Here is a 17,356-nt window from a genome sequence, read left to right as displayed (position 1 = left end):
TATCTTAACGCCTTGCCGGTATGCTGGACTCCATCATCCGTTTTTCCATATACAATAAACTCATTATTGGCCTGTTGACGCTGGCACTGGTGATCTGGGGCGGTTATTCGCTCAGCCGTTTGCCCATCGACGCCGTGCCCGATATTACCAACAACCAGGTGCAGGTGATCACCCGCTCACCCGCGCTGGCGGCTCAGGAAGTGGAGCGACTCATCACCTTCCCCATTGAACAGACGATGGCGACCATTCCCGAAATCGCCGAAATCCGGTCGTTTTCCCGCTTTGGTTTGTCCGTTGTCACCCTTGTTTTTCAGGAATCGACCGACCTCTACTGGGCGCGGCAGCAAATCAGTGAACGACTTTCCAGCGCGCGAAGCCAGATTCCGGCGGGTTCGGGCGAACCGGAAATGGCACCGGTCACCACCGGTTTGGGCGAGATTTATCAGTACGTCATCTACGCCAAACCGGGTTTTACCGGGAAATATACAACGACCGAACTGCGGACCTTGCAGGATTGGGTGGTCCGGCGGCAACTGCTGGGAACGCCCGGGGTGGCCGACGTTAGCAGTTTCGGTGGTTTGTTAAAACAATACGAAATTGCCATCGACCCCGACCGGCTTCGTTCCTACGGCCTCAGTATCAATGATTTGTTCACGGCTTTGTCGCGCAACAACCAGAATACCGGGGGCGCCTACATCGACAAAAAACCGAACGCCTATTTCATCCGCTCCGAAGGACTCGTCGGCAATCTGGCCGACATGGGCCGCATCGTAATTCGCCGGACGAAGGGCGGTGCGCCGGTTTTGATCCGTGATGTGGCGACGGTGCAATACGGTTCGGCAACCCGCTACGGAGCCTTAACCCGGAATGGACAGGGCGAAGCTGTGGGCGCGCTGGTGCTGATGCTGAAAGGCGAAAACGCCAACGAAGTCATCGGGCGGGTCAAAAACCGCATGGATCAGATTCGGAAAACCCTGCCCGAAGGCGTTGACATTCATGCGTTTCTGGATCGCAGCGAACTCGTGGGCCGCGCCATCAGCACCGTCACCCGCAACCTGATCGAAGGGGCGCTGATTGTCATTTTTGTGCTCATCCTGTTTCTGGGCAACTGGCGGGCCGGGCTCGTTGTCGCGTCGGTCATACCGCTTTCGATGCTGTTTGCCGTCGGCATGATGCAGGTTTTCGGTGTTTCGGGCAACCTGATGAGCCTGGGTGCCATCGACTTCGGCCTGATTGTAGACGGCGCCGTGATCATCGTCGAAGCGACCTTACACCATTTACACAAGCGAAAGAGTGAACGAGTGGACGAGCGAAAGGCCACGCCGTCGAGGGGTGAAATTAATGGAGATTCCTACGCTCTTTCTCAAGCCGAAATGGACGAAGAAATCTACCAGTCCGCCAGCCGGATTCGTACTTCAGCCGCTTTCGGTGAAATCATCATCCTGATTGTCTATCTGCCGATTCTGGCCCTGTCGGGCATCGAAGGCAAGATGTTCGGCCCTATGGCGCAGGTCGTGGGCTTTGCCATTGCCGGTGCTTTTATTTTGTCGCTGACGTACGTACCCATGATGTCGGCGCTGGTCCTGAGCAAAACCGGTTCGACCAAACGTACCATTTCCGACCGGATGATGGACTTTTTTCTTCGCCTGTATGAGCCGCTGATTCAAGGGGTTATGCGCCAAAAAGCCCTGGTTTTGAGTCTGGCGGTTTTGCTCCTGGCGGCTGCGGGCTGGCTGTTTACCACCCTCGGCGGGGAGTTTATTCCGACGCTGGACGAGGGCGATTTTGCCGTTGAAACGCGCGTCGTGACCGGTTCTTCGCTGAGCCAGACGGTGGACAAAACCACGCAGGCGGAACGAATTTTGCTGCAAAAGTTTCCGGAGGTCAAAGAAGTCATCAGCAAAATTGGCGCGGGCGAAATCCCGACGGACCCGATGCCCATCGAAGCCGCCGACCTGATGATTATTCTGAAACCCCGTTCGGAATGGACTTCCGCTTCAAACCGCGACGAACTGGCCGAAAAAATGGCCGAAGCGCTCGAAGCGATTCCCGGTGTCTCCTTTGGATTCCAGCAGCCGATTCAAATGCGCTTCAACGAATTGATTTCGGGCGCAAAACAGGACGTGGCCGTGAAGATTTTTGGCGAAGATCTGGATGAATTGACCCGGCTCGCTAAACGCGTGAGTAGTCTGATAACCGGCATCAAAGGCGCAACCGATTTATACGTCGAGCAGGTGGAAGGCTTACCCCAAATCGTTATCAAACTGGACCGGGAAGCGCTGGCGCGCTACGGCCTGGCGGTCGACGATGTTAACCGCACCATCAGCACGGCTTTTGCCGGCGAGAGCGCAGGACTGGTTTACGAGGGCGAACGGCGGTTCGATCTGGTGGTGCGACTGGCCGGTGAAAACCGCCGGAGCATCAACGACGTTCAGGCGCTGACCATTTCCGGGACCGACGGCCCGCCCATTCCGCTATCCGAAATCGCTACGGTCGAACTCACGCCCGGCCCCAACCAGATTCAGCGCGAAGATGCCAAACGACGGCTCACCATTGGTTTTAATGTCAGAGGACGTGATGTGGAGAGCGTCGTTACGGAATTGCAGCAGAAAATCGGTGCGCAAGTCACGTTTCCAACCGGGTATTTCGTCACCTACGGCGGTCAGTTCGAGAATCTCATCGATGCCCAAAAACGGCTGCAGGTGGCGGTTCCGGTAGCGCTAGGGCTGATTTTTCTTCTTTTATTTCTAACCTTCCATTCCATGAGGCAGGCATTATTAATCTTTTCGGCCATTCCCCTGGCGGCCATCGGCGGGGTGCTGGCGTTGTGGCTGCGCGGAATGCCGTTCAGCATTTCGGCCGCCGTTGGTTTCATCGCGCTGTTCGGCGTCGCGGTTTTGAACGGCATCGTGTTGCTGGCCGAATTCAACTACCAGCGACGAAACGGCCTTACGGATTTAAAACGGGCGATTTTTCAGGGAACCCGCATTCGGCTGCGGCCCGTTCTGATGACGGCAACCGTGGCTTCACTTGGTTTTTTACCGATGGCACTGTCCAATACCGCCGGAGCCGAAGTGCAAAAACCGCTCGCCACCGTGGTGATCGGCGGACTGATTACCGCGACCCTGCTGACGCTGATTGTGTTACCGGTTTTGTATTTGGTAATTGAACAGCGTTTCGGAAAGCGGGATCAATCGCTGATGCCCAAACCCAAAACGGTTGCCGCCAGCGGCTGGCCTTTTATCGGCTGGCTGGCGCTGGGATTGATCGGTATTTCTCCGGAAACAACGGCACAGACCACCACTCCACCGATACCGCTTTCGCTGGAACAGGCACTAAAACAAACGTTTCAGAACAATCCTCAGGTGCGGGTTTCGGCCCTGACGCTTTCCTACGAACAGGCGTTGCGGGGCACGGCTTCCGACGTGGGCAAAACCGACATTATGGTAACCGCCGGGCAATACAACAGCCGCTACGTCGATCAGTCGCTGCAAATCGGGCAACGACTCCCCGCTCCGGCTTTGATCCGAAGTCAGAAATCGCTGGCCGACGCCCGAATCGGCGGGGCCGAAGCCGAAAGCCGCGTGACGCGTCAGGAACTGGCTTTTCAGTTAAAATCAGCCTATTACGGGCTCGTTTACCTGCAAACGCTCCACCGCGAACTGACCCGGCAGGATAGCCTTTTTACCGAAGTTGTGCGGGCGGCTGGCGTCCGGCGTCGCACGGGCGAAGGTTCGTTGCTCGAACAAACGGCGGCCGAAGTAGAAGCGCGGCAACTCCGGATGCTGCTGGTCCAAAACCGGGCCGATCAGCAAATTCAATACCGGCGTCTGCAAACGCTGCTGGGAACCAACCAGTTGCCCCAGATTACCGACTCAATCCTGACCGCCCGCGCCCTTCGTTTGCCGGATTCAGTTGCATTGACGCAAAACCCCGAACTGGCGTTGTTACGGCAGCAAATTGAGATTGCCCGGCGCGAAACAGACGTGGAACGGTCGCGACTCAAACCCGATTATTCGTTCAGCGTGGTCAATCAATCGCTGCGGGGCATTCAGACGATCAACGGAACCGACCGGTTCTACACGGGCGTCGATCGGTTTACCTACGGGCAAGTCGGCATCTCGATTCCGATTGTCGCCAAACCGCTCCGGGCGCGGGTCCGGGCCGCGGAATTGGGTCAGCAACGCACGGAAGCCCAGCTAACCGCCCGCCAGCGTAATCTCGAAGGCATTTTTGCGGAGTTGTTGCAGACGTACCGGAAAAACCGCGAGACGCTGACGTATTACGAAGAGTCGGCCTTGCCGCAAGCCGCCCTGATCCGTCAGCAGGCCGACCGGGCGTACCGCGCCGGGGAAATTGGTTACATCGAACTGTTCCAGAATCTGCGAACGGCAAGCGGTATTCAGACCGCTTATCTGGCGGCTCTGAACGCTCTGAATCAAACAAGTATCAACCTTGAATACCTGCTGGGAAGTACGGAACCATGAACATGAGTTTGAAAATAAAAACGCTTCTGCTGATAACCGGCATTCTACTGGTTTTTTCAGCCTGCAACCGTCAACCGGATGCCGCAACCGGATCAACCGCTGAATCGGCAGAAAAGGGCGAAACCCACCAGGAGGAACACGACGAGGGCCTGGTGGAACTGACCGATGAGCAGTTTAAAACCGTCGGCATCCGGCTCGGCGGTCTGCAGGAACGGACACTCAGCAACCTGATTCGCGTGAACGGTGTTATCAATGTGCCGCCCCAGCAAAAGGTGTCGGTTTCGACGCCCTACGGCGGTATTCTGACCTCGACTCCACTGGTGCCGGGACAGGCCGTTCAGCAGGGCCAACTGCTGGCGATGCTCGAAAATCCGGAATTTATCCGGTTGCAACAGGAATACCTGGAAACGACCAGCCAGCTGGAATTTCAGGAGCAGGAATACGAACGCCAGCGCGAACTGAGCCGCGAGAACGTCGGCACGATCAAGACGTTTCAGCAGGCGACGTCGCAGGTAAAAATCCTGCGGTCGCGGGCCGAAGGATTGCGGCAACAACTGGCCCTTCTGGGTGTTTCGATGAAGGAACTAGCGACGGGCAAAATTACACGAACGGTGGCGGTTCGTTCGCCCATCACCGGGACGGTAACGGAGGTCAATGTGAACCGGGGGCGGTTTGTCAACGCGAACGATGTCTTGTTCGAACTCATCGGTTCTTCAGGACTTTATGCCGAATTAACGGTTTTCGAAGGCGATATTGCCCGGGTACAGGTCGGGCAGCGGGTGCGGCTTTCCATCGTTGGCGAAACCGGGGGCGCAACGCTCCGGGAACGCATCGGGCGGGTTCGGTACATCAACCGCGAAACCGCTGCGGATCGGACGGTGCGGGTATATGCCGCACTCGAAAAGCCGGATGCGCAACTCCGGCCGGGTACGTTCCTGAAAGCCCTGATTGAAACCAAATCCGCTCCGCAACCGGCTTTGCCGGAAGTCGCGGTGATCAAATCCGGAACGGGTTCGCAGGTGTTTGTTTATGAAGGAAAGGAGGAACACGAAGGCACTGTTCACCACCAGTTTCGACCGGTTTCGGTCGAAGCCGGCGTCAGCGAGAATGGGTATCAGGCCGTTACCTTGCCTTCTACCTTGAAAAAAGACGCACAAATTGTCGTGGCCGGTGCCTACGATCTGCATTCCGTCCTGAACAATTCGGAAGAAGAGGGCGGTCATGTTCATTAAGAAACAAATCCATGCTTTTAAATCTATTGATTGGTAGTATTCTGCTGGGAGCCGTTCACGCGGCCATTCCCAACCACTGGCTTCCCGTGGCGCTCATCGGGCGCAGCGAGAACTGGACCATGCGCGAAACGCTGGGTGTAGCGGCTCTGAGCGGCTTTTTTCATACGCTCAGTACGGTCATTCTGGGCGTGCTGATCGGCGCGATCGGCGTGGAATTATCGGAACAACTGGAAGACCAGACCCGCTGGATTGCGTCGCTGATCCTGATTTTTATGGGGCTGGTGTATTTTGCCGTTCACAATCCGCACGGCGCCCACGAACACGTCCCGAGAGGCTTATCCGGCCGCTCGAAACGGGCCATCATCGGCACGCTGGCACTGGCCATGCTCCTTTCACCCTGTCTGGAAATCGAGACGTTTTTCTTCACCGCCGGAACGCTGGGCTGGCCGGCTGTCGCAACGCTCAGCATTGCGTATACGGCCGTAACCATTCTGTGCATGGTTGGATTAACCGCCCTGTCATTCAAGGGGTTGGCGCATGTTCACTGGCATTGGCTCGAACACCACGAAAAACAGATCACCGGCGGTATTCTGATTGCTCTCGGTATCCTCAACTTTTTCATTGAACTTTAAATACTATGGCAAAGCATCACGATCACTCCCACGACGACGGGCATACGCACGATCACGATGAACTCGATCTGGACGAAACCGACGCATCGGCGGATGAAACCGCGGGTCCGGTTCCGGCAAAATCCGTGTTTGGCGGACTAGAAGAGTACGGCCCGGTCATCATCAGTTTTGTGTTGCTTTTGGGCGGTATCCTATTGGATCATTACGCAACGAACTGGTTCCGTGATCCCTGGCGGTTCGGCTGGTATCTGCTTGCCTATCTGCCCGTTGGCTGGCCGGTTTTGCGCCGGGCGGTTACGAACATCCGAAAAGGCAACGTTTTCACCGAATTCTTTCTGATGGGCGTCGCTACCGTCGGGGCGTTTGCGATTCGGGAGTACCCCGAAGGCGTCGCCGTGATGCTGTTTTACACCGTCGGGGAGTTGTTTCAGGATGCCGCCGTGATGCGGGCGCGTCGGTCCATCAAGGCGTTGCTGGACGTCCGGCCCGATACGGTGACGGTTTTGCAGGACGGAAAAGCCGTACCGACCAAAGCCGCCCAGGTCAAAATCGGCGACCGTATTCAAATCAAACCGGGTGAAAAAGTCGGTCTGGACGGCCGGTTAAGCTCCGAAACCAGTTCGTTCGACACGGCCGCTTTAACCGGCGAAAGCGTTCCGCGGACCATCACCAAAGGCGAGGACGTGCTGGCGGGGATGATCAACCGGCAAACGCTGGTGGAAATGGAAGTGACGACGCTCTATCAGGATTCCAAACTGTCGCGCATCCTCAAACTGGTGCAGGAAGCGACCGGGCGCAAGGCGCAAACGCAGGAATTCATCGCCCGGTTTGCGAAAATCTACACCCCGATCATCTGCGCCCTGGCGCTGGCGGTCACGTTGCTACCCTACTTTTTTGTGGCGGACTATCACTTTCGCGACTGGCTGTATCGCGGTCTGGTCTTTCTGGTCATCGGTTGCCCCTGTGCGCTGGTGATTTCCATTCCGCTGGGTTATTTTGGCGGTATTGGCGCGGGTTCGCGGCAGGGCATTCTGTTCAAAGGTTCGGTGTTTCTGGATTTGATTACGCAGGTCAAAACCGTGGTGATGGACAAAACCGGCACCCTGACCAAAGGTGTTTTCAAGGTGCAGGACGTTCAGGCGCAGGGCATGACGACGCAGGAACTGGCCCGGCTGACGGCGGCTTTGGAAAGCAAATCGACGCATCCGGTGGCAACGGCCATTCTCGCCTATGCCGGTTCGAACGAACCCGTTTTGCCGGTGGAAGGCGTCGAGGAAATTCCCGGTCACGGGTTGAAGGGGAACGTGGACGGAAAAACCGTGCTGGCCGGCAATGCCAAATTGCTGCAAAAATTCAACGTTTCGTTCGACGACGCGCTCACGGCCATTCCCTTTACGGTGGTGATGGTCGCTGTCGATGGGCGGTTTTCGGGGTATTTTACGATTGCCGATGAGGAGAAAGAGGATGCCACCGCAACCATCCAACAACTGCATGCACTCGGTTTGAAAACCGTCATGTTGTCGGGCGATAAATCGACGGTGGTGCAGGCGGTTTCCAGAAAGGTAGGTGTTGATGAAGCGATCGGTGATCTGTTGCCCGAAGACAAAGTGCGGGAAGTCGAGCGATTGAAACAGGCCCTGGCCCGTACTCCAAAGGCAAAACTGGCTTTTGTGGGCGATGGCGTCAACGATGCGCCGGTGGTGGCCCTGGCCGACGTCGGTATTGCGATGGGGGGCCTGGGTTCCGACGCGACGATTGAAACCGCCGATGTCGTGATCCAAACCGACCAGCCGTCGAAGATTGTTACGGCCATCAAGATCGGGCGGGCGACGCGGCAGATCGTCTGGCAAAATATCACGCTTTCGCTGGTGGTCAAAGCCATTGTGCTGGTGCTGGGTGCTGGCGGAATTGCGACCATGTGGGAAGCGGTTTTTGCCGATGTGGGCGTCGCGCTGCTGGCGATTCTGAACGCCGTTCGGGTACAGAATCTGAAATTTTAGTACTTATAGACATGCCAACCTTTTTCGCAACGCCCGCCGAATTCCGCCAGTGGCTGGAAGAAAATCACGCAACCGTGAAGGAATTATTCGTGGGGTTCTACAAAGTGGGTTCCGGCAAACCCAGCATCACCTGGCCGCAATCGGTCGATGAAGCGCTCTGCTTCGGCTGGATCGATGGCGTGCGAAAATCCATCGATGAAACCAGCTACATGATCCGGTTTACACCCCGAAAAGCCAAAAGCATCTGGAGTGCGGTCAACCTCAAGCGCATTGGGGAACTCACCGAACAGGGGCTCGTAAAACCCGCCGGTCTGAAAGTTTTTCAGGAACGCGATTTGAAGAAAGCCGGGATTTATGCCTACGAAAAAGAAGATCAACAACTCGACGAAGCGTTTGAAGCCCAGTTGAAAGCGAACGAAAAAGCCTGGCAGTTTTTTCACAAACAGGCTCCCTCCTACCAAAAGACGATCCGAAACTGGGTGATGAGCGCCAAACAGCCCGAAACCCGTCTGAAACGCCTGACGAGCCTGATCGAAGACTCGGAAAACGGCCGGAAAGTCGGAGCGCTTCGGCGTCCCGGCGAATAGAAACGGGCATTCCAGGCGTGAACGCAATCTCTTTTGGCTTCAAAAACCACGGGCAGCTCCTTACTTTTTACCCCTTCAGTAAAGCAATCAAACGCATCATTGGCAAATCATGGCCGACAGGTGTAGCCGTATTCAACCACTTCGTATTGCACCGGTCCAGCGCCAAATTTGCTGAATCGGCGACTTGGGCGGCCTGATCGGTCGAACGTGTAGGTGTACTCGTACACGGTGATGGACGGTGGATTATTTTTCCCCTGGGAATAATTTTTATACGTTTCCCTGATGGGCAGATTCCGACTGTTCCGGCCTTTAAACGGTGCAACATTGGGCAGATTCACGTTGCTCAGGTCGTATTCGAAGACGACAACGCCAAAGAGCGATTGATCCGTAGTGTCCCGCGTTTCCTTCCGGATGATATTGCCGTTTTCAATCGTGTAGGTCGTCCGATACGGACCATTCTTTTCGTCAATGGCAAAGCCGTCGGCGTTGTAGGTTACATCCGCAACGAAGCCCTGTTCATTGAGTGGAAATAAGGCTTCGTTCATAGCTCCGGAAAGGTAGGTCGTTTTTACGGTTAGGGTGTCAGGGCTGTATACCAGGGTGGAAGAACCGCCGTAGTCACTGTAGCCCCGGGTACTAAAAACCGTTTCGATCGGGCGGTTTTTTGCGTCAAACGTGTAATCGATTTTACTGGATTCCCCCATCTTAATCGACTGGCCGTCGATTTCGACGGTTTCGTCCCGGATTCTGGCTAAATTCGGATCAGCGGATTTGTTGACGATGCGGAAATTCAACAGGGAACACGGGGCGTTTTCCTGGACCGGGACTTGATGCGTGCACGCATCAAGTCCGATCAACAGACTGGCCAGGACGACGGCCATACGGGTCGATACCTTCATTGTGGTGTAGAGCCGGAAACCTGTTTTGGGTGCGGGTTACGGTAGTTTAGGGTTATGCGGAGCGAACAGGCCGTGTTCATTCTCCAATTCAATCCAAACATGCAGGGTCCATAAATTAAACTCCGTATTAATCTCCCATTTATCATTCGAGCCGGTGAATCCCTCGGGAACAGGCGGGGGATTTTTGATGTCCTTGATGGGCGTCGCATATTCAACGGCGACAAACTTCATGGAATCCTTTCCATAGGGGGCGTATAGTAGGAGTTCCGGCTTTTCTATTTCAAATTTGTCATCCAGTAAGGCGGTATTTAAATAATGAAACCCCATTTGGGTCCGGTAGCCGGTCACCTCCATATCGTAGCCGTCTGCTTTGGCTTTTTTCAAATCACTGTAGACTGAAACGGCATCGTGAAGCCGTAAAAGTTCCTCATCCAGAACGGGCTTGTGGTCCTCGGTACAGCCCGAAAATAAACTACCCATTGATAAAATAAACAGACCTGCTCGCATGCGTCCTCCTCGTTTCCTTTTAACCGATTTGTCCATGCTTTTTGGGTTGGCCTGACCCGCAAATCCCGCGGGTCGGAATAGAGAGAGGTTGACTGATTTTTTCATTAGTTGACGTTGTTGAAAAAATAAAAGAGATGATAGTCGGCGTTTATTGCCGGTACAAATGTCCGGCTTGCCCCGGCAAAAAAAATCACCTAAATCCGTGATTTTAGGTCACTGAATTCGGTGATTTCTCGAATGCCCTACAATCATGCGGCCCTTTGAAATTCGTCAGACAATCGTTAAAATGAGTCGCAAAACAGGTTCGGCTGCCCAAACCCGCCGACGTTTTGCGGTATTTATGGAAACTTTTGTACTTCTCATTTCCCGAAATCAATTTCCCATCCGTCCGCTCCGAAAGCTGACGCTGGCGGCCGTTTTTCTTTTCTTTATTTCCGCTGCATTTGGGCAAAAACCGGCCGTCAACCTGGCGTATACCGTTGCGGTGGAAGACCCCGCCACGCATCTGTATCACGTCACGTTCCGGTGCGAAGGCATCAAAGGCGATACGCTCAACTTTAAAATGCCGGTCTGGACGCCGGGCTATTATCAGTTGATGAATTATGCAAAATCGGTGGAAAACTTTCAGGCGACCGACGGCTCGGGTAAACCGCTGCAATGGGAGAAAACCGCCAATAGCCGCTGGAAAGTCCATCAAAAGCAGGCCACCGTCGTCACGCTGACGTATGACATCAAGGCCACCCGTAATTTTGTGGCCGGTAATTATCTGGACGAAAACCGGGGCTACATCTCACCGGCGGGCGTATGTATGTACCCCGAAGGCCAGCTCAAACAGCCGCTTACGATCACTCTAAAACCGTATTCCAACTGGAGCGGCCTCATTGCCACCGGTCTGGATTCCGTGGCCGGAAAACCGCATACGTTTGGTGCGCCGGATTACGACGTTCTGTATGACAGCCCGATTCTGATGGGCCGTCTGGAGCAACTGCCATCGTTCGAGGTGAACGGCATTCCGCATCATTTTATCGGCTATAATCTGGGTAACTTCGACCGGCAGCAGTTCGTGGCGGATCTGAAAAAGATCGTCGAAGGGTCGGTAGCCGTCATCGGCGATATTCCCTACAAACACTACACGTTCATCGCCATCGGGCCGGGCGGGGGCGGTATTGAACACCTGAATTCGACGTCCATCAGTTTTAGTGGGGATCGATTGGCTACGCGGGCCGGAAAAATCCAGCTGTATAATTTTCTGGCGCACGAATATTTCCACCACTACAACGTCAAACGCATCCGTCCCGTCGAACTGGGACCGTTCAATTACGACCGGCAAAACCGCACCCGAATGCTCTGGGTTTCGGAAGGCTTTACGGTGTATTATCCGTATCTGATTCTGAAAAAAGCCGGTTTAATGACCGAAGAAGAGGTTTTCAGCGCCTTGCAGAAAGACATCGCCAGCTACGAAAACAAACCCGGCCATCTGTTCCAGTCGGCCACGCAGGCCAGTTTTGAAACCTGGGAAGACGGCCCTTTTGGCCGCACGGGTGACGAAGCCTACAAAACCATTTCGTATTACAGCAAAGGCCCGGTTCTGGGCGCGATGCTGGATTTTAAAATCCGGCACGAAACCGGCAATAAAAAGTCGCTCGACGACGTGATGCGGGCGCTTTACCAGACGTATTACCAGAAACAGAAACGCGGTTTTACGGAGACCGAATTCTGGGCCGAGTGTGAGAAAGCCGCCGGAACCAGCCTGAGCGAACTGTCCGACTACGCATCGACCGTGAAGGAAATCGATTATCCCAGCTACTTTGCCTACGCCGGTCTAGCCATCGACGCAACGCCCAAAGAACAACCCGGCGTCTGGCTTGGCATCTCATTCGATGCAAAAACCGACAGTTTACTCGTTACGGAAGCCGAATGGGAATCACCCGCCTGGAAAGCCGGACTTCGGAAGGGAACGGTTATTCTGACCATCGACGGACAGAAGGCAACGGTTCAGGCACTGAGTGCGCTGAGCCGGGACAAAAAACCGGGCGATTCCGTCAAACTGGTGCTTTTACAGGACAAGCAGTCTAAAGACGTGACGGCGGTATTGGGTAAAAAATCCGAACGGAGTTTTGAGATTCAGCGGCTGCCAAACCCCACGGCGCTTCAGGCCGCGATTTTGAAATCCTGGTTGTGAAAAGGTACGCTTTCGTCTTTTTACGCTATTTCCGATTGCAGATTCTGAATGGAAGCACTTTCCTGGTAGCTTTCGTAGTCGGTATTGATGTCCCACAAATTGTGATTACTTCCGGAAATAAGGTTGTCGGCCGCCAGAATGCCCATCAGGATCGAATGATCCTGGTTGTTGTATTTGAAGGAGCCATACCGGCCAATCACACTCAATCCTTTTAAACCTGAAAGATATTCCTGGATCGGTTTCAGGATCTCTTTATAGCCTTTTGAATAAACCGGGTAACTCCGGGCCAATCGCTTTACGAAACCGGCAGAAATAACGGCATCACCGATCAATCCCGTTTTAGTCAGTTCGTCGGAGGCAATCCGGATGAGTTCATCGTCCGTTTTCTTCCAGATTTCATCCTCGTTATAGCACCAATATTCCAGGGTGAGGATGCTGGCCTTTTCTCCGTTGGTGATTTCCGGAACCCAGTTTCTGAAGTTGGTAATCCGCCCCGTCAGCAGTTCTTTGGAATGGATATACAGCCAGTTATCCGGAAATAAATTACTGGATTCCACTTTCAGATACACCAGAATCGTGTTGCGGAACGTCAGGCTGTTGGCCTTGTTTTTGACCGAAACCGGCACGTCCGGCAAACGGTTGACCAGTAACGTCAGCGGCATGGTTGAAATAATATGATCGAAGAACCGGGTGGTTCCATCTTCCAGTTTCAACCCATACGGGTGTTCATTTCCAGGGATAACCGCATAAACCGGGCTCTTGAGATGAACCGTTCCTCCGTGGTGTCTGACGTAGTCTGCCATGCGCTCATAAATCATCCCGTTGCCGCCGGTTGGGTAGGCAAACTGGTCAATCAGCGTCTTGTGTGTATTGCCTTTTCCGCCTTTAAACGCATTCCTGACGGCTTCGCCCAGCGAAAGTTTTTTGATGCGCTGAGCGGCAAAATCCTCGTCAAGATCGGTACACGGAATGCCCCAGAGTTTTTCGGAATACGTTTTAAAAAACGTGGAATACAGTTTATAGCCAAACCGCCGAACCACCCACGACTCGAAGGTATTGGTGTCGGGCGTGGGTGTTATTTTTTCAAAAAGGTAGCTGTTCAGGCTACTAATCGACTGACGGATACCTAACTTACGAAGCGCATCGAAGGGTTTGAGCGGGTAGTAAAAAAGCCGGGAGTTGTAATAAATCCGGGTGAGTCGGTTTACCAGGCGAAAATCGGGGCCGGCAACTTCAAACCAGACTTTGTTGATGCGGGAATCACTGCTAAAAAACCGGTGCGGTCCTAAATCGACCGTCTGGTTCCACAATTCAAATGACTGCGACAACCCACCTACGTTGGGCCCTGCTTCGAAAACTTCAACGGCGATTCCGGCTTTTGCGAGTTCGTAGGCGGCCGTTAGACCGGCTGGCCCTGCGCCGATAATGCCAACTTTTTTTTCAAGGTTTGTGCGCATCTGTTTCTCCCACCAGCGGCTGACCAGTGGAGTTTATGTCCTGTTTGCGTACCCGTTTTTCCGGGATTCAAGCAAACAGGAACCGCTCTGTTCTTCATTGTGAACGTGAATATACCTGTTTACCATGACAAAACTTTCGGTAACATAAGCGTCCGCCAAATTTTGAGCAACCGGGCAATCAGGCGGGTTCATTGGTCTTTCCACAACCACCGCAACGATTCCGGGAGGATGGAACCGCCGTGTTTGCCGTTGTGTCCGCCCGTGCCGCCAACGAATTTGTAGTCGTATTTACTAAATTTCAAAGCCGCATCCATTTGCAGATTCCCGAGCCACCAGTTGCCGTGGGCGTTGTCGAGGTCGTTGCTGCCGTCTTGCAGGAACACTTTGATGTCGCGTTTGGGCGCTTTCCGGATGAGTGACGGGTAAACGTGGCCCCCTTTGATGTTCGTAAAACTGCCCACGTGGCTCAACACTTTCTGGAAATAATCGGGCCGTTGCCAGGCCACCGTGAAGGCACAGATGCCGCCGGACGAAATACCGCCAATGGCCCGCATCTTCGGGGAATCGGCCAGTTTGTATTTTTTGCTGATTTCGGGAATCAGCTCCTCGATGAGCAGCCGGGCGTATTGATTGGTTAGCGTATCGTACTCAAAACTCCGGTTGTCGGCCCGCCAGGGATCTTTGGGCAGGTCGTCGCCGTGCTGACCGGGATTGACAAACAGACCGATGGTTACCGGCATAGCTTTCTGATGGATGAGGTTATCAAAAACCACCGGTACCCGAAAATCGCCGTCCTCTTTTACGTAGGCATGGCCATCCTGAAACACCATCAGAGCCGCCGGGCTGTCGGCCTTGTATTGCGCCGGGACGTAGACGTAATATTCCCGGATGGTTCCCGGAAACACCTTACTTTTCCAGACAAACCGGGTGATTTCTCCTTTTGGAACGCCTTCGTGTCGCTCCGAATCCGGGCCGTAGGTAGCGGTTTCGGACTGGGCAAAACCGGCTGTAAACGCCAGCACGGTCAGGCACAGACCGGCTGCGACTGGTAAAAAATGGTTCATGGGTAGTAAGAGTTTAGGTGGTCAACCAGCAAGCCCTGGAAGAGCGGCCCGTTACTAGAAAAATAGCATTAAGCTCCGGTAACTAATAACAGCTAACCCCTCCGGGATTCATTCAACTACCTTCTTAATTTTTTATTGATCAACTCGTTTCATGGCTACGCGGTACAGAATCATAGCCAGGCCTAAAAACAGCAAAGCGCCCAGCAGTTGGAAACCCTCAACCCCAAGGGCACTCTCGAGCGCGGGTTCCAGGGTCAATCCCGACAGAAAATTGTAGACCGATTCATTGACCGACAGCAGGGCCACAATGACACCCGCCAGGGCACCACCGGCGACCAAACCGGTTGAAAACAAACTACCCCGACCCAGGTCGGCGTCTTCTTCGACGATCCCTTTCCGCTTGAAGTTCCAGTCGACCAGCGCTTTGACGCAGCCCCCGGCGAAAATCGGCAAGGTGGTCGAAAGCGGCAGGTAAAGCCCTACGGCAAACGCCAGTGCGCTGACGCCACAAATCTCCATCACGAACGACATGAATGCGCCAACCAGCACAAACTGCCAGTCGAGGTTGAACGACAGCAGCCCTTTGATGAGCGTGGCCATGAGCGTTCCCTGCGGGGCCGGAAAACGGTCGCTCCCAATGGCGTGGGTGATGCCCTGCGCTACCAGATCCGGCGTGGGCGTATCCAGAATTTTGACCGTGGCCCCGACCGCCAGTGATGAAACAATGACGCCAATAAAAAGGGCGATCTGCTGGTATTTGGGCGTTGCCCCGACGAGATAACCGGTTTTCAGATCCTGCGACGTTCCACCGGCATTGGCGGCCGCGATGCAAATCATCCCCCCAACCACCAGCACGGCAGGTTCGTAGATTTTACCCGTCAGCCCGGCACCGATGAATATCAAAGCTGTGCCCATAATGGTTGCAATGGTCATGCCCGAAACCGGCGAAGAACTGGAGCCAATCAAGCCGACGATCCGACTGGAAACAGTTACGAAGAAAAAGCCGAATACGATGACCAGAATGGCGATCAGGAGTTTGGTCAGGATCGAATCTCCGGGAATTTGCGGTAGAATGATCATTAAAGCCGCTAACGCTATGCTCCCGAAAATGACCACCCGTACGGATAAATCCTGCTCTGTCCGCCGAACGTGTACGCCTTCCGCGGCCACATCCACTTTTTTGAAGCTATCGCGGAATGACGAAACGATGGTGGGTATGGTTTTCAGCAAGGTCATGAAACCGCCTGCCGTGACCGCACCGGCACCAATTTGCCGGATATACGCCCGGTAGATGGCTGCGGCCGTGTCGGTAAAACCGTGGGTAGCCGGGTTCCAGCCACCCGGTCCGCCCGCCGTTTGCAGGTTGGTCAAATACCCCAGTTTGATTAACTGCAACGCAATGGTATCGCCCGGCACCAGCGTTGCCAGCAGCGGAATCAGCGCGAGCCACGCCAGAATACCGCCCCCGACCAACACCGCCGAAATACGAAACCCGATGATGTAACCGACTCCGAGGTACTCCGGCGTAATTTCGCCCGACACCTGTGCCGACGGAAAATAGCGGTTTACCTGCGTCGTTGCCCAGGTCGGCACTTCGGCAATCACGTGCAGCACTTTCTGGAGAATGGCGTAGAGCAAGGCGACGCCGAGTCCCATGTAGGCCATTTTGGCAAAATCGCCACCCCGTTCGCCCGCAATCAGGACCGAGCCGCAGGCGGTGCCTTCGGGATAAGGAAGTTTCCCGTGTTCTTCGACGATGAGCGCCCGGCGCAGTGGAATCATCATGAGCGTTCCGAGCAGACCGCCCAGAATCGCCAGCGTCAGAATGGTCCAGTAGTTGAAGAAATCCTCCCCAACGCCGTCGGTCAGGAACAGAAAACCGGGCAAGGTAAAGACCACCCCCGACGCGATGGACTCGCCCGCCGAGCCGGTGGTCTGGATGATGTTATTTTCGAGGATGGTGGTTTTCAGAAACCGCCGGCCGAGCGAAATTGCCAGAACCGCAATGGGGATGGACGCCGAAACCGACAACCCGGCTTTCAGGGACAGATAAACCGTAGCGGCCCCGAACAGGACGCCGAAGAGGGCGCCGGTGATGACGGCTTTGAGCGTAAATTCGGCCGTAGCGGTATTGTCCGCGATATAGGGTTTAAACTCGGGAGATTTTGTTTCCATAAGCTGGGTCAGGATTTGCGCGTAAGATCAAACGATTTTGGAAAAATACAAAACCCCCGCCCCCGGACGCGGTTGATTCAACGAATTTACGCGGATAAATTTTTAGCTGGCGGCAAAAATGGACACCATGCGGT

The 17,356-nt window shown here is 54.4% G+C and carries 11 protein-coding genes; 6 read left to right on the top strand and 5 right to left on the bottom strand.

The window, feature by feature from the left end:
- The first annotated feature begins 20 nt into the window (after positions 1-20).
- The 5 genes from EHT87_RS20425 to EHT87_RS20405 are packed head-to-tail and all read left to right on the top strand — an operon-like array spanning position 21 to position 8,938.
- A complete protein-coding gene (locus tag EHT87_RS20425; protein WP_124908515.1) occupies positions 21-4,487 on the top strand; it encodes a CusA/CzcA family heavy metal efflux RND transporter in 4,467 nt (1,488 codons plus the stop codon).
- A gap of 2 nt (positions 4,488-4,489) precedes the next feature.
- The gene (locus tag EHT87_RS20420; RefSeq protein WP_229321207.1) at positions 4,490-5,719 is read left to right on the top strand and encodes an efflux RND transporter periplasmic adaptor subunit; all 1,230 of its coding nucleotides are present in this window, start codon (positions 4,490-4,492) and stop codon (positions 5,717-5,719) included.
- A gap of 11 nt (positions 5,720-5,730) precedes the next feature.
- Positions 5,731-6,351 carry a hypothetical protein gene (locus EHT87_RS20415; RefSeq protein ID WP_124908513.1) on the top strand — a complete coding sequence of 207 codons (621 nt, stop codon included), beginning with the start codon at positions 5,731-5,733 and terminating at the stop codon, positions 6,349-6,351.
- A 5-nt stretch (positions 6,352-6,356) separates the two neighbouring features.
- Positions 6,357-8,351 (top strand): heavy metal translocating P-type ATPase, encoded by a 1,995-nt coding sequence (locus tag EHT87_RS20410; RefSeq protein ID WP_124908512.1) that lies wholly within the window; start codon positions 6,357-6,359, stop codon positions 8,349-8,351.
- 11 nt (positions 8,352-8,362) lie between these two features.
- Positions 8,363-8,938 (top strand): YdeI/OmpD-associated family protein, encoded by a 576-nt coding sequence (locus EHT87_RS20405; RefSeq protein ID WP_124908511.1) that lies wholly within the window; start codon positions 8,363-8,365, stop codon positions 8,936-8,938.
- 107 nt (positions 8,939-9,045) lie between these two features.
- On the opposite strand, the gene EHT87_RS20400 is transcribed toward EHT87_RS20405, so the two are convergent.
- Together EHT87_RS20400 and EHT87_RS20395 are read right to left on the bottom strand one after the other, a co-directional pair.
- On the bottom strand, positions 9,046-9,837 hold the full coding sequence (locus tag EHT87_RS20400) for a hypothetical protein (protein ID WP_124908510.1): 792 nt from the start codon (positions 9,835-9,837) through the stop codon (positions 9,046-9,048).
- Between the two features lie 36 nt (positions 9,838-9,873).
- Positions 9,874-10,380 (bottom strand): hypothetical protein, encoded by a 507-nt coding sequence (locus EHT87_RS20395; RefSeq protein WP_124908509.1) that lies wholly within the window; start codon positions 10,378-10,380, stop codon positions 9,874-9,876.
- 250 nt (positions 10,381-10,630) lie between these two features.
- Between EHT87_RS20395 and EHT87_RS20390 the strand changes: the two genes are divergently transcribed.
- Positions 10,631-12,526 carry a M61 family metallopeptidase gene (locus EHT87_RS20390; RefSeq protein WP_185716295.1) on the top strand — a complete coding sequence of 632 codons (1,896 nt, stop codon included), beginning with the start codon at positions 10,631-10,633 and terminating at the stop codon, positions 12,524-12,526.
- Positions 12,527-12,546: 20 nt separating this feature from the next.
- Here EHT87_RS20390 and EHT87_RS20385 read toward each other — a convergent pair whose 3' ends face one another.
- From EHT87_RS20385 to EHT87_RS20375, 3 genes are all read right to left on the bottom strand, one after another.
- On the bottom strand, positions 12,547-13,983 hold the full coding sequence (locus tag EHT87_RS20385) for an FAD-dependent oxidoreductase (protein WP_124908507.1): 1,437 nt from the start codon (positions 13,981-13,983) through the stop codon (positions 12,547-12,549).
- Between the two features lie 188 nt (positions 13,984-14,171).
- Entirely contained in the window at positions 14,172-15,047 is an 876-nt protein-coding gene (locus tag EHT87_RS20380; protein ID WP_124908506.1) for an alpha/beta hydrolase, read from the bottom strand.
- Positions 15,048-15,179: 132 nt separating this feature from the next.
- Positions 15,180-17,222: an OPT family oligopeptide transporter gene (locus tag EHT87_RS20375; RefSeq protein ID WP_124908505.1), complete on the bottom strand. Its 2,043-nt coding sequence runs from the start codon at positions 17,220-17,222 to the stop codon at positions 15,180-15,182.
- Between the last annotated feature and the right edge of the window lie 134 nt (positions 17,223-17,356).

The organism is Larkinella knui (assembly GCF_003858645.1).
GTDB lineage: Bacteria > Bacteroidota > Bacteroidia > Cytophagales > Spirosomataceae > Larkinella > Larkinella knui.
This window is presented reverse-complemented; position numbering and strand designations above follow the sequence as displayed.